The 13,859-nt window shown below is 46.3% G+C and carries 11 protein-coding genes; 6 read left to right on the top strand and 5 right to left on the bottom strand.

All coding sequences use genetic code 11. The annotated features are described in order from the left end of the window. On the top strand, positions 1-802 hold an 802-nt coding region (locus H6G03_RS34710), incomplete at its 5' end, for an ATP-binding response regulator (protein ID WP_190475053.1). Here the strand turns inward: H6G03_RS34710 and H6G03_RS38500 are convergent. Beyond that, a complete protein-coding gene (locus H6G03_RS38500) occupies positions 795-4,010 on the bottom strand; it encodes a glycosyltransferase family 39 protein (RefSeq protein ID WP_322112027.1) in 3,216 nt (1,071 codons plus the stop codon). The genes H6G03_RS34710 and H6G03_RS38500 overlap by 8 nt on opposite strands. 118 nt (positions 4,011-4,128) lie before the next feature. Here H6G03_RS38500 and H6G03_RS34720 point away from each other — a divergent pair, with 118 nt between their 5' ends. Then, complete coding sequence (locus H6G03_RS34720) at positions 4,129-5,181, top strand: agenet domain-containing protein (protein ID WP_190475055.1); 1,053 nt, start codon at positions 4,129-4,131, stop codon at positions 5,179-5,181. 334 nt (positions 5,182-5,515) lie between these two features. Here H6G03_RS34720 and pruA read toward each other — a convergent pair whose 3' ends face one another. The 4 genes from pruA to H6G03_RS34740 all read right to left on the bottom strand — a co-directional run bounded on the left by pruA (position 5,516) and on the right by H6G03_RS34740 (position 9,852). Further along, the gene (gene pruA, locus H6G03_RS34725; protein ID WP_190475070.1) at positions 5,516-8,494 is read right to left on the bottom strand and encodes an L-glutamate gamma-semialdehyde dehydrogenase; all 2,979 of its coding nucleotides are present in this window, start codon (positions 8,492-8,494) and stop codon (positions 5,516-5,518) included. A gap of 417 nt (positions 8,495-8,911) precedes the next feature. After that, the gene (locus tag H6G03_RS34730; protein ID WP_190475057.1) at positions 8,912-9,115 is read right to left on the bottom strand and encodes a hypothetical protein; all 204 of its coding nucleotides are present in this window, start codon (positions 9,113-9,115) and stop codon (positions 8,912-8,914) included. A 56-nt stretch (positions 9,116-9,171) separates the two neighbouring features. Next, complete coding sequence (locus H6G03_RS34735; RefSeq protein WP_190475058.1) at positions 9,172-9,507, bottom strand: DUF5615 family PIN-like protein; 336 nt, start codon at positions 9,505-9,507, stop codon at positions 9,172-9,174. A 3-nt stretch (positions 9,508-9,510) separates the two neighbouring features. Further along, the gene (locus H6G03_RS34740) at positions 9,511-9,852 is read right to left on the bottom strand and encodes a DUF433 domain-containing protein (protein WP_190475060.1); all 342 of its coding nucleotides are present in this window, start codon (positions 9,850-9,852) and stop codon (positions 9,511-9,513) included. Positions 9,853-10,226: 374 nt separating this feature from the next. Here H6G03_RS34740 and H6G03_RS34745 point away from each other — a divergent pair, with 374 nt between their 5' ends. From H6G03_RS34745 to H6G03_RS34760, 4 genes are all read left to right on the top strand, one after another. Beyond that, on the top strand, positions 10,227-10,424 hold the full coding sequence (locus tag H6G03_RS34745) for a hypothetical protein (protein ID WP_190475062.1): 198 nt from the start codon (positions 10,227-10,229) through the stop codon (positions 10,422-10,424). Further along, on the top strand, positions 10,403-11,986 hold the full coding sequence (pntA, locus tag H6G03_RS34750; RefSeq protein ID WP_190475064.1) for a Re/Si-specific NAD(P)(+) transhydrogenase subunit alpha: 1,584 nt from the start codon (positions 10,403-10,405) through the stop codon (positions 11,984-11,986). Before H6G03_RS34745 ends, pntA begins: the two co-directional genes overlap by 22 nt. Before the next feature lie 194 nt (positions 11,987-12,180). Further along, positions 12,181-13,584, top strand: coding sequence for a Re/Si-specific NAD(P)(+) transhydrogenase subunit beta (pntB, locus tag H6G03_RS34755; protein WP_190475066.1), 1,404 nt, complete (start codon positions 12,181-12,183; stop codon positions 13,582-13,584). Between the two features lie 176 nt (positions 13,585-13,760). Continuing rightward, on the top strand, positions 13,761-13,859 hold a 99-nt coding region (locus tag H6G03_RS34760; RefSeq protein WP_190475068.1), incomplete at its 3' end, for a helix-turn-helix domain-containing protein.

Below are 13,859 nucleotides of genomic sequence, written 5' to 3' on the forward strand. Positions count from 1 at the left end.
TGTCAATTTTTACAATACATTTGTACTATCCGTGGGTAGCGATCGCACTCCTGCAAGTGCCTTAACAAAAGTTCATACAGTGTCGATTACTTTTGTCCGACTACTTACAGGTATCGGCATTGCGCCAGAAAATCTTCGGTTGCTGTTTCAACCGTTCTGCCAGCTCGATAGCGATCTTAAGTGGCAATGTGAAGGCTCTGGTTTGGGTTTGGTGCTGACTCGCAAACTAGCCCGTTTGCACGGTGGCGATGTGACGGTGCGATCGACTTTGGGTCAAGGCAGTGAATTCACGCTTTTTCTGCCGGATACTGAGGGAGCGGTCGTCAGTGGGGCAGGGGTTTTTCCAGTTGTAGAGAGAGCTCTGCATTCTCCAGCACAACCAAGGCCACAGGTAACCGACAGCCGACACCTCAAACGCCACACTCGAAAAGTGGCCTCTGACAAAATGCGTGTTTTAATTGTGGAGGACGATCGCCGCACTGCCTCCGTGTTACAGAATTACCTTCAGGCGATTGGCTATCACGTAAAGCACTTAGCCAATGGTCTTGATTTTCTAGGTGAAGTGCAAACATTCAAACCAGATTTAATTTTGTTGGATTTACAGTTACCGGAAGGCCCGATCGGCTTAAATTTACTCGCAACGCTGCGACAAGAACCAGATTTGCAAAATCTACCGGTCGTAATACTGACTGCATCAGAAAGTGACAGGGAACTTTGTTTAGCCGCTGGAGCTAATGACTACTTTACTAAGCCGATTGGAATTGCCCAGATTGAGTCAATCTTGATGAGCTATCTCAAATAGTAATTAATGGCTGGAAATAATGCCAAGCTTCGATCAAATTTCCTTGCATTAGAGCTGCTGCACCGCTGAGAGCTTGAATTTCCGGGAGATTGGGATTGAGAGCCAGGGCTGGTTTGAGGGCTTTTTCGGCTTTTGAGGGATTCCAGTCATACAAGTGGACGAAAGACAGGTAGGCGTAGGCGTAGGGGTTTTGGGAGTCGAGTTTGGTGACTCTTTCCAAGGCGGCGATCGCACCAGCAGGCTGTCGCCGCAACACCTTCGCCAGCGCCAAAGCATAAGCTAATTGCAGGTTTTGCGGTGAGTGTGCCAAACGGTAATTTAGTGTCTTGCTAGCCTGAATCAGATAATCTTGAGTCGGATCGTATTGATTGATCCGTCCAGTTTGGTCAAAGACGCGATCGAGTGCTTTTGAGCCTTGGGGTAATTGAGCTGCTAAAGTTCTTAACTGAGTGAGTAAATCTAATTCCGGTGCGGGTGTAAACTTGGCAGTTGGGTCAATTTTCAGGGTGACTGGCGGTACTGCAATCGGATAAGTTTCACCAGTTTGGCGATTGAGATAAGTTGCTTCTAAAGTGTAAATTCCCGGAACAACATCGGCGGGAGGAAGCATCGCCGTTCGTTCGATAACTCGAAATGAATCCGTCAAGCGATCGTCTGTCAAGTTACCCGGATGCAAATTTCCCATCCCAATAGCATGGTCATGCAGCCATCCTTGTTGCTTCGTCTGAGATTTTTTACTAATGCACTGGGCAGGCGGGACGCCCACCCCACAAGAGAGAGATTTGGCTTGTGGGATGGGCATCTTGCCCGTCGAGACGCCCACCTCAGAAGAGAGAGATTTGGCTTGTGGGATGGGCATCTTGCCCGTCCCACCTGTTTTCAATGCAAGCGCGGACTTTGTTGCTTGTGAGGGAGAAACCGCCGAACTGCGCCAAGTTAACAATACCAAGCCTGACTGTAACTGGTTCCAAGAACCAGACCAATCGTAGACGACGGGGACTGGAACTCCAGGAGGCGATCGATCTGGTACTGTAACGCGATTCAATTTTAGATTTTGGATTTTGCGCGAAGTGGGCGTCTTGGACGCCATGTCCTCTACTTGGGGAGACCCCAAGATCGGAATGGCTCCGGTGACCGTCACGATGCCCACCTTCGCAAGAGAGGATTTTGGATTGGGGATTGCGGATTGAGAAATTATCTCCTGCTTTGCTACTTCTTCGCTTAACGGTTGTACTTGTACTGGTGGCTTTCGGCTGTGGTAAAGATTCAAATTACTGCCATCGGGCAAATTCCAACTTTTCTGTAACTGGAAATCTCCACCTTGCTCTACAATTTGGACGATCGCACTCTGCGCTTCGCTGGGAACGGAACCTTGATCTCCTGTTTTGGTGAGGAACCAGGACACAGACCGTGCATCTTGCTGTAGGTGTTTTTTTCGCGTTCCTACCTGACGCCCGTAAACCTGAAAATCGCTTAAAGCACCGTAATAATTGAAGTTGTGTTGGTTTAGTTCTGGTGTCGAGGGTAGTACGCCTAAAGTCGATCGCAGGTATGGTTCCGTTTTAACGATTTCTGCAATTACCTGCTGATGGGGAAACTGGGCACCAATATAAGGATAGTGCTGAAACCGGGGACTGAGAATTTGCGTTAACCAAGTACCCCCGATCGGATAGATATTTGCCAACATTAATAATATCGCTAAACCGATAGTAATGCGGCGGATATATTGTGACCAGCGCCCAGTCCAAAGCGTCAACCAGTAAGCGAGGAACAGTGACAGCACTGGCAAATATGGCAAAACATAACGGGTATCTTTGTTAATATTTAGAGAACAAAGCAGATAGGCACTTACCAAAAATATAGCTAACCATTTAATAGGCGATCGAGTAAAGCTATTACCACCTGTACCTCTGAGATCTCGAAACTCTAATTTTAGATTGAGAAGTATACCCAGATAATATAGACAACAGCAACTTAACACTATAACTTTGTGCCATAATTTGATCTGCAAAACTGGCTGTTGTTCGATCTCCGCTGCTGTTTTTCTCAATTCGGGCGGCCAAGCTGACATTTGTTTTTCGATCTCCGCTGCTGCTTTCCTAAATTCGGGCGGCATCTTGCCAGTTTTCTTAAATTCGGCCTGCCAAGCTGACATTTGTTCACTTTCCGCTGCTATTTTCCGTAGCGGCTCTATTTCCTCAGATGTTTTCCTGCGTAGCTGTTCTACTCCTCTAATGGCTAACTTACCCAGATAAAGTAGTAGACCGACGATGGGTACTAGCAACAGAGGCCAAGAAACTACATAAGGTAAATCTTTCCAATAAAATATCCAGGCATCGATCGTATTTAGGGCAGGGTCGCCTTCTGCGATCGCAGAGTCTACAGTAGCTCGTTTCCCAGCTGTCAGCATTAGCAGCCAATTCGTGCGATACCAAGGGCCAAATACTAACACTGACAACAACAAAGCACCTAATAGTTGAGCTAATCTTTCAGTTGCATTAAAAATAGAAGAAGGCTGATTTTTAATTTTTAATCTTAAGTTTTTCCAGAAATTACGAAGTTCGTCATTTATTACCAAAACTATTGGTATGAATAGGAAAAATATAGCTGTTTGCTTCACCATTAAAGCCAAGCCGAAAGCAAGACCAAAAGCAGCTGCCCAAAACCAGCTAAGGTGGGAATTGCCCACACTAATTTTTGCTCTCCAAACCGTCAGACAATAGAAAGCAAGCGTCACAACAGATGCGAGCGGATAGTCAAGCAGAAAATCTAGGCGAAATCGATATAAACCTGGCAAAACCTGACATATCGCCGCCGCCAATAAACCGACTTCAACGCTAAATAATTCTACGCCCAAACCATAAACGGAGACTAATAGAATAGCGCTAAAAAAGAGGTTGACAAGTGTGGCTTTATCTGCACCAGTGCCAAATACGTTTTGAACAATACCTGTAGCGATGTAGGTAAACGGCGGGACTTTGGAAGTGAGTTGCCAAAAACTCGTCCACCATTCCCCAGAAAACCATTGGGGATGTTGTAAGGCTCGCCAATAGTTTAACGAACCTGTGAGGTAGTCTGCTTGATCCCAAGCTGGGATAGAATGGTCGATGGCAAACCAGATGCGATCGCACACCGCACCCGCCAGCCAAATTATAGCCAGGACTAGCAGACCCTTCTTAAACTGGTTGTCTTTCTCGCTTTGAATCACCGATCGCACCAGATTAGTTTGCTCTAGGACTAATTATATAAAGCTTGATTAGTAATTTGTTGGTTAGGGGCTAATAGGTTTAAATAGAAAAAATGAGCTAGCAATAAATTGGTTAAAAATGACAAGAAGAGATTGGAAACCCCAGAAAACTTGGCTTTTCTCTGTCGGAATCTTAGAATGGGAAAACTCTGATGTTTGGCCCGGTTTTCCCGAAGCTGTAGAAGGACGTTTTGACGAAAAATTGGTAGAATTTTTCCGGGCGGCGGGACTCCCAGGGAAACAAATTATCTATTTACAAGATAGTGAAGCAACTATAGAAGCCATTCAAGGCAGTTTAACAGAAGTATTAGCCAACACCGAAGAAGGTGACTTATTTATTTTATATTTTGCAGGTCACGGTGATTGGGATAGCGATACGGGAGAACATTACTTTATTAATTATGATGCTAATGGGTCAGACCGAGATAATTATTGGTCTATCTCTAGCATTTTTGATAGCATTGAGAATAATTTTAATGGCTCAAAAGTGTTGCTTTTAGCTGATTGTTGCTATTCAGGCGGATTAATTGACGAATTAAAACGGCGAGATAGCGATATTTCCTACGCTTGCATTAGTTCTGCCTATACTCATAATACCTCAACGGGTGGTTGGACTTTTACGGAATCTTTGTATAAAGGTTTGTTGGGCGACCCAGTAGTAGATTTGGATAAGGATGGAGTAATTACGCTGTACGATTTAGCGCGTTATGCCGAATTGGAAATGGCATTTATTGAAGAGCAAAAATCGATGTTTTTTACTACTAACGATTTCGATAAGCAAATGGTTTTTGCCAGCGTTTCGGAGCGGATAGAATCGATTGAAGGTAAACGGGTAGAGGTAGAATATTCAGGTGATTGGTATAAGGCCAAAACCTTAGAGACTAACGGTTCAGAAGTGAGAGTTTTATATATTGATGACCAATCAGAGGAATCGGTAGAATCGCAACGAATTCGTCCTTATGCGCCTGATATGTTTGCCGTTGGCGAGCGAGTAGAAGCTCAATCTGATGAAGAATGGTATCCAGCAAAGGTGAAAAAAGCTTGGTATGGTTTGCATTTAGTTAGTTATGATGATTACCCGGACATTTGGGATGAGTGGGTAGGGTCTGATTACATTCGATCTCGCCAATAAGTATAGCAAAAGTCAAAAGTCAAAAGTCACTCATTGAAATGCTTGCTGTGAATTGGTTTTGACCTTTTAGGATGCCCTACATCTGCGGTAAAAATTTAACCCTCGATTTCAACAGACAATTTTCCTATCACTCATTTACTAACGATACAACTAAACTCGATCGACTGACAAAACTTATCTTTTCGGATATTTTCTTTGTCAGTCGATCGTATTTTTATCCTACTTAGGACTTACGCAAAGAAACCCGGTTTCTATGCAAAATCGTGAGTTTCTCAACTAGATATCGACGCAGAAAACCGGTTTCTGGCTTCTTCGTGCGTAAGTCCTGCTACACTTACTCTGCCCCTTCAATTGGCGCAAAACCCTGACGTTGGATATTCTCAGTCACCGCACGGGGTTCCAAGAATTGTAGCAGGTAATCGGGGCCACCTGCTTTGGAACCGACGCCAGAAAGTTTGAATCCGCCGAAAGGTTGACGCGACACAATCGCACCAGTAATACCGCGATTGATATACAAATTCCCCACTTCAAATTCGTCTTGCGCTTTTTGAATGTGGGAAGGAGTACGCGAATACAAACCGCCAGTTAAAGCAAAGTTTGTACCGTTAGCAACCTTAATCGCTTCCTCAAAATCCTTCACCTTAATTACAGACAACACCGGGCCAAAAATTTCTTCCTGTGCAATAGTAGCCGTGGGAGAAACTTCCGTAAAAATTGTAGGCCCAATGAAATATCCATTTGACGGCGCAGACATTTGCAAAGCTAAATTTGCTTCTTGACGTCCTTTTTCGATATATTCCAAAATGCGTTTGTGGGCGTTAGCATCGATGACGGGGCCGACTTTTGTGCTGGGATCTTCAGCAGCACCAACATTGAGGCTGCGAGTAGCTTCCACCAAACGCGGTACAAACACATCATAGATGGATTCCAGCACAATTACTCGCGAACAAGCAGAACATTTTTGGCCGCTATAACCAAAAGCTGATTGCACGACACCAGCAACTGCTTGGTCTAAATCCGCACTTTCATCAACGATGACCGCATTCTTCCCACCCATTTCAGCGATGACTCGTTTCAGGTGTTTTTGTCCCGGTTGTAAAATGGCAGCATCGGCGTAAATTCGACAACCGACTTCCTGAGAACCAGTAAAGGTTATCATGTGAACGTCGGGATGTTTCACCATGTAAGCGCCGACAGAAGAACCTTTTCCTGGTACGAATTGAAATACGCCCTTGGGAATGCCAGCTTCTACTAAAATTTCTGCTAATTTGGCTGCAATTACTGAGGAAACTTCCGCAGGTTTGAGAAGGGTACAATTTCCGGCGACGAGGGAAGCGACAGTCATTCCTGTAGGAATAGCTAAGGGGAAATTCCAAGGGGAAATAATTAGCGAAACTCCTCGCGGTTGATAGTTGTAACGGTTAGTTTCACCCGGAATATCGTAGTTATATCCCTGTTCCAACCGTTCCATTTCGTCAGCGTAATAACGGCAGAAATCGATAGCTTCGGAAACTTCCGCGTCTCCTTCTCGGACTGGTTTGCCAGTTTCCAAAACCATCCAAGCAGTTAATTCGTGGCGGCGTTTTTCCATGATTTCTGCGGCTTTCCGCAACACGCCTGCACGTTGGCGTACTGGAGTTTTTCGCCAAGCGGGAAAAGCTGCTTTTGCTGCTAGAATTGCTTGTTCTGCTTGTTCGACGCTAAGCAGTCCGATTTTGCCCACAATTTCGCTGGGATTGGAGGGATTGACAGAATCGATGGTTTGTGTTGTAGTGATGTATTCACCATTAATTAATGGTGAATAAGTTTTACCGATTTGTTGACGAACGGTTTGGATTGCTTGCTGCGATCGCTCTCTTTCTTCCTTATCTGAATAATCGGTATCTGCTACATTTGGGAACGCTTTGGTAAACTCAGCTTTGTCGTCAACTTTGCCACTTTTTAAAGTTGGCGCTGCTAACAATTCCTCCATAGGTCGTTCTTCCAAACTTTGCCGTAGAAAAGAACTATTAGCTGTATTTTCTAACAAGCGGCGAATCAGATAAGCCATACCGGGAATCAAGTCGCCGTAAGGACAATAAACTCGCACCCGATAACCGCGATCGACGATCGCTTTTGCCAGTTTATCTGCCATCCCGTAAAGCACTTGCATCTCAAAACGGCGGCGCGGTACATTTAAAGTTTCGGCAATCGCCATCGCACGCGCTTGACTGCGAACGTTATGGCTACCAATTGCCGAATAAATATACTCGTGATTCTCCAACATCAACTGAGTTAATTTCTCATAGTTGATATCTGTTGCTGCTTTGTCGTTGTAAACTGGTTGAGGCCAATCTTTCTGGGCAGATTTGATCGTTTCCTGATCCCAATACGCACCTTTCACCAAACGCACAGTCACCGGATTACCGCGTAACTTCGCCCATGCAATTAAATCGCGCAAATCCTTTTCGCTGTCGCGTAAATAAGCTTGAATCGTGATACCGATATCTGTACGAGAACGAAATTCTTCTTCCAGCAATAGCTGTTTCAGAATGCTCAAAGTAATATCTTTGTAAGCATACTGTTCCATATCGAAGTGAACTGCTGCACCTAACTCTTTAGCGCGGCGTAATAGGGTGCAAATGCGATCGCTCACTTTTTGCTGACTGCCTTTCTCATCCAGCGGATCGAACTGGGAGTAAAAAGCTGTTATTTTAACCGATACTTGCACTTTTGGCAATGGTTCGCCATCAGCAGAATCGATCGCCTCAACATTTGACCAACTTTTCGCCGCTTCTGTCAGCTGTTCCATCAATTCCAGATAGCGATCGAGATAAGACTGCGCTTCCGCTTCCGTAATCACCGCCTCACCCAAGAGGTCAATGCTGAAAGTCATTTTATCCTTACGCAGTCGCTTAACCGTCTCAATTACCTGTTTAATATTTTCGCCAGCAATATACTTATGAGCTAAAGTTTCAACTGCTGTGGAAACCGTCGTCGCCGCCAACTGTCCCGGCATCGAATCTGGGTTAGCAAAATTTAACAAACCCTTGAGTGCGGCGGGAAGTTCCACCGACTCATCCCCCAGATATTCCTGCAAGTGACGCGCTATTTCCGGTTTGCTACGCAGAGACGGCAGACAGTCGATGAAGCGGAACAACTGCACTCGCAAACCGGGGTTAGACATTGCCCACGATAATAATTTATCATCCCAGCGCATTTGGTCGCGCATTTGGGCAAAAAACGAACGATTTTCTTTAGTTGCAGCCAGAAGTTGTTTGGCTATCTCCTGGGTCTTAGTTTCGTATGTATTAGTTGATACTTGTACAACCACAGCTAGCGGACTCCTATTTTGGGCAATGCTTGGGTCTAGAATTGCAGCGAGGCGGAGCCTCTTTGACATCACTCCCAGGTTCAACTTGGGAACGAGAAATGCTTACAATCCTTTAGATCTCTATTTTCTCGCTTTAGGACGCCATTATGTTAGCTAAATTCTAAGTATAAATGCTCAAATAAAATGCGATCGGGAAAGTGAACTCTGCCTTGTCAAGATCCCCGACTTCTTCAAGAAGTCGGGGATCTGGGCAGCAAGTTTTGCTCAAGTAAGTACCATTCGACTAATCACTAACGACTAATAACGCAAGTTTCGAGTTATTAATTTTGAGTCTATAGGGTGCGTCTGACGCAACCTACTTAATCTAACGCCGCAACGCCGAGTTAATAAATAAATTTTCCCTATAAAATCGATAAGCTAAGCATTTTGAGCCAGCTTCTCTTCTTGTAATTTTCTTGCCTCCTCAACCTCAAGCCTTGCCAAAGTTGTCGCCGCATCTGCCAGATACATTGCTAAAGTTGCTCTTGTTTGTGGATCTTTTTCCCGCCACAGGTCATGGGCAAACACCATCACTGTATTGCGGTATGCTCTTATTGATTCCGGGTCTAATGCGTAACCCATAGTTTTAGAAACTCCCCATGTCGAATGGATAACTTTGGACAAAAGTCAATACATCCTCATCTCTGCGGACGATTGACTCGAATCAATCTACTTTTCAAAGTTTCCTGAGCAGAAATAGCCTCATTAATGCGTGTAGCCAGCCTCTCTACATTCTGGTCTTCTGTGCAGACTATAATACCAGCGTGGTCAGGTTGTCGAATGTGCAGTCGGATGAAATCTCCACGATTTTGTGTCAAAACGGCTCTTTCATTACTCACAGCAAACCCTAACACTTCAGGATCGGAATCTCCAGCGTTTCCTGCTTCTTGAACTGTGAGGACATCATGGCCTAAAGTTCGGAGTAGTTCCACTACTGGCAGTGGGAATTGTTCATCAGCATATATCTTTGCCATAGATTATACTTCAGATGCCATTGCTTCATCTTGGTCTCTTAGTGCTTTTTGAATTTCCTCTGGATGTGCATCAGCATAAGCCCAAACGCTCACCAAATCGGCAGCACTAATGTGAGGATAAAATTTCAGAAGTTCGGCATCAGTCGCACCTTGTTCGCGCAAACTTACGAACAACCAAACCGGAAGGCGAGTTTTATCGATACAAGCTTCACCACCCATGACATCTGGAGTCTTTGTAATTCCTCTCGAACCGCTGCTTAAAGTTTTCAGCAAGATTTGTATAACTTCAGCCTTTTCATCTGGAGTTAAGGAAAGAAGTTGCGTTTCTAATTCTTTGACTATCATGTATATAAGTCGCTTTGCCGCTCAAGTAATATCTACTATCATAATCGATTCCCAACGACCAAACTGGAATGCAAGTTCTGCCAATACAAACATCGCCACCAACAACACCAGGCGTTTTTTGAATAGCTGGCGACCCGCTAGTTAAATTTTTGATCGAAATTTGTATAGCTTCAGCTTTTTCACTGCAAGAAGTTATTGCCAACTTCAAAGAAGCGATCGAATTTTACATCAAGGTATTGTCAGCGGTTCGTCCTTTTCATCCGCTTCTTTACCACATCTCGCGCATCCATAAAGCAATCTTCAAAAAAAATTCGGGATCGAGCCACCTCAGCCATTATTTAAAAGCTTTCTAATCTTTGCAACTTTTATTTACGATGGCTTTTTCAAAACTTGATAAAAAAATTGTTACAAAAAAATCAGCCATTTCAGTTGTGGATGCTAAAATTTTTGAGACAAAAATAGCCCCACATCGCCAAAGTACAAAAAAAGCGAACAGGGCAATTAAGTTCAAATACATAAGATTCCCTACGCACGCTTGGAATTTATTTGAATGGAAACAAAAACACCCATAAAAGTTGGCATACCCAAGGAAATCCACCCAGGCGAATGTCGCGTCGCCGCTACGCCAGACACAGCCAAGCGACTTATGAAGCTAGGTTTTGAAGTACTTATAGAGTCAGGCGCAGGCGCATTAGCCAGCTTTCCCGACGAAGCCTACAAACAAGCCGAATGCAAAATCATCCCCGATGCCCCCACCCTATGGGCAGAGTCGGATATCGTCCTCAAAGTTCGTGCGCCAGAAATGGGTCCAGACGGCAAGCACGAAGCCGAATTGCTGCGTGAAGGCGGCACCCTCATCAGCTTCATCTGGGCTGCACAAAACCCCGAACTGGTAGAAAGTCTGACTTTCCGCAAAGCCACAGTCATCTCGATGGATGCGATTCCCCGCATCAGTCGCGCCCAAAAAATGGACGCCCTCAGCTCGATGGCAAACATCGCCGGATACCGCGCCGTACTGGAAGCTGCCAACAATTTCGGTCGCTTCTTTACCGGACAGATTACCGCCGCCGGCAAAGTGCCGCCAGCTAAAGTGTTGGTAATTGGTGCTGGCGTAGCGGGACTGGCGGCGATCGGTGCAGGGAGAAGTTTGGGTGCGATCGTCCGCGCTTTCGATACTCGCCCTGTGGTAAAAGAGCAAGTACAAAGTATGGGCGCAGAGTTCCTCGAACTCGATTTCGCAGAAGACGGTACCGGTGCGGGCGGCTACGCCAAAGTGATGAGCGAAGAATTCATCAAAGCGGAAATGGCACTATTTGCCGAACAAGCCAAAGATGTCGATATTATCATCACCACAGCCTTAATCCCTGGCAAACGCGCCCCCATCTTGATTACCAAAGATATGGTCGAGAGCATGAAAGAAGGCTCCGTCGTTGTAGACTTGGCAGCAGAACAAGGCGGCAACTGCGAAGTGACCAAGCCAGGGGAAATTAACCGCCACAACGGTGTGACTATCATCGGCTACACCGACCTCCCCAGCCGCATGGCACCCCAATCCAGCCAGCTTTACGGCACCAATCTTTTCCACCTCCTCGACGACATGACCAAAGGCGGTCAGTACAAAGTCGATATGGAGGATGAGGTAGTGCGCGGTGCGCTGATCGTCTACGAAGGCGAACGACTGCCACCACCGCCCCCCAAAGCCGCACCAGAACCGCCCAAACCCGCTGCCCCAGCAGCCGCAAAACCAGCGGAAGTAGCGGTAACAGCGCCTGAAAAATCCACATCTACCTTCAGTACAGGCGATTTAGTCACGCTAGGTTTAACTGGTTTAGCTTTACTGGGCGTCGGTATCGGTGCGCCGCCTTCGTTCCTGTCTCACTTCACCGTATTTGTGCTGGCGTGCTTTGTCGGCTGGCAGGTGATTTGGAACGTGAAACCCGCCCTGCACACGCCCTTGATGAGCGTTACCAATGCCATCAGCGGCATCATCATCATTGGCGGCGTTCTCCAAATCTCCAGTTCGCTAACTTCACCTACTACTATCTTGGGTGCGATCGCCATCCTTATCGGCACGATCAACATCTCCGGCGGCTTCCTCGTCACCCAAAGAATGCTCAAGATGTTCCGCAAATAATTTTAGATTTTAGATTTTAGATTTTGGATTGGGGCTATGAGCAGAATCAGATATTTCATGCAACTGATGACCTAGCCATTCATCCAAAATCTAAAAATCCAAAATCCAAAATCCTCTCTTGCGAAGGTGGGCATCGTGACGGTCACCGCCAAGACGCCCACTTCGCGCCAAATCCAAAATCCAAAATTTGACAAATGACAAGTAGTATATTGACAGTTTCCTACATTGGTGCTAGCGCCCTATTCATCCTCAGTTTGGGTGGTTTGTCCAATCAAGAAAGCGCACCCAAGGGCAATCTGTTCGGCATCATCGGGATGCTGATTGCGATCGTCGCCACGATATTGGGCCTCAACGCTGGCTTCACCGAATACGGCACCCTCGCAGCAGTAATTCTTCCGGGGGCAATTATCGGTGCGATCGTTGCCGCTAACGTGGCGATGACTTCCATGCCTGAGTTAGTGGCGATCCTGCATAGTTTTGTGGGTGCAGCCGCAGTATTGGTAGGTGTCGCCAATTACCTGCAACCGAATGAATCGATCGTCGGTGTAGAAGCTACCATCCACGAACTGGAAATCTTTATCGGCGTCTTTATCGGTGCCGTTACTTTCACCGGATCGATAATTGCATTTGGAAAACTGCGCGGTGCGATCACCGGCAAACCGTTCCTTTTGCCGGGACGCCATTTGATCAATCTCGGCATCTTACTTGCTTCTGTGTTCCTGGGCTACCTGTTTATGGGTGCCGAAGGTCACACCGGACTGCAATCCCTGCTGATTATGACAGCTCTGGCGGGAGTTTTGGGCGTTAATCTGGTGATGGCGATCGGCGGTGCGGATATGCCTGTCGTCGTCTCCATGCTCAACAGCTACTCTGGATGGGCAGCCGCCGCCGCCGGTTTTATGCTATCCAACGACCTCCTGATCGTCACTGGTGCGCTTGTCGGCAGTAGCGGTGCTATCCTCAGTTACATTATGTGCCGCGCCATGAATCGCTCTTTTATCAGCGTGATTCTGGGTGGTTTCGGCACCGCTTCGGGGACGGTATCCGCCAGCAGCCAAGTGGTTGGGGAAGTAATATCTGCTACCGTTGACGATACCGTGGAACTGTTGCGCGATGCCAAGAACGTGATCATCGTTCCAGGTTACGGTATGGCGGTAGCGCAAGCTCAGCACTCTCTCTCGGAAGTCACCAAGATGCTGCGGGATAAGGGCGTCAAGGTTCGGTTCGGTATCCATCCAGTGGCAGGTCGTCTTCCCGGACACATGAACGTATTGCTAGCAGAGGCAAGCGTGCCTTATGACATTGTGCTGGAAATGGAGGAAATTAACGAAGATTTCCCCGAAACTGATGCGGTGCTGGTGATTGGCGCTAACGATACCGTTAACCCAGCCGCGATGGAAGATCCTGCCAGTCCGATCGCGGGAATGCCAGTGCTGGAAGTGTGGAAATCCAAGAAAGTTGTCGTGATGAAGCGCAGTATGGCAAGCGGTTACGCGGGAGTCGAAAATCCGCTGTTTTACAAGGAAAATACCCGGATGTTATTTGGTGATGCCAAGAAAAATGTCGATGCTATCCTCAGTCAGTTGCGATCGGCTTGAGATGGGCAATTATCGATCGCAAATAAGGGGGTGGGAGCAGCCGCCATAAAATTACCTATTTATCCCTAAACTTACTCAATAATAGATGCTATTATGTGGAAATGAGTAAGTTTATTCCACCTCAAGAGAAACATCACTCACAAAAATCCCTTGCATCGTAGAGGAGTGAAGAGAAGTTGCTCAAAAGCTTCCAAACAAAACTTAACCTAAACAACCAACAACGTACCCTAGCAGCCAAACACGCAGGCGTAGCTAGACACGCTTGGAATTGGGGA

It is taken from the genome of Aerosakkonema funiforme FACHB-1375 (assembly GCF_014696265.1).
In the GTDB taxonomy this organism is placed as follows: Bacteria; Cyanobacteriota; Cyanobacteriia; order Cyanobacteriales; family Aerosakkonemataceae; genus Aerosakkonema; species Aerosakkonema funiforme_A.

Excerpts from the sequence above, each read along its gene's own strand:
- pntB (WP_190475066.1), top strand. The coding sequence starts at position 12,181 with ATGACAAGTAGTATATTGACAGTTTCCTACATTGGTGCTAGCGCCCTA.
- H6G03_RS34740 (WP_190475060.1), bottom strand. The coding sequence starts at position 9,852 with ATGATAGTCAAAGAATTAGAAACGCAACTTCTTTCCTTAACTCCAGAT.
- pntA (WP_190475064.1), top strand. The coding sequence starts at position 10,403 with ATGGAAACAAAAACACCCATAAAAGTTGGCATACCCAAGGAAATCCAC.
- H6G03_RS34745 (WP_190475062.1), top strand. The coding sequence starts at position 10,227 with ATGGCTTTTTCAAAACTTGATAAAAAAATTGTTACAAAAAAATCAGCC.
- H6G03_RS34720 (WP_190475055.1), top strand. The coding sequence starts at position 4,129 with ATGACAAGAAGAGATTGGAAACCCCAGAAAACTTGGCTTTTCTCTGTC.
- H6G03_RS34735 (WP_190475058.1), bottom strand. The coding sequence starts at position 9,507 with ATGGCAAAGATATATGCTGATGAACAATTCCCACTGCCAGTAGTGGAA.
- H6G03_RS34730 (WP_190475057.1), bottom strand. The coding sequence starts at position 9,115 with ATGGGTTACGCATTAGACCCGGAATCAATAAGAGCATACCGCAATACA.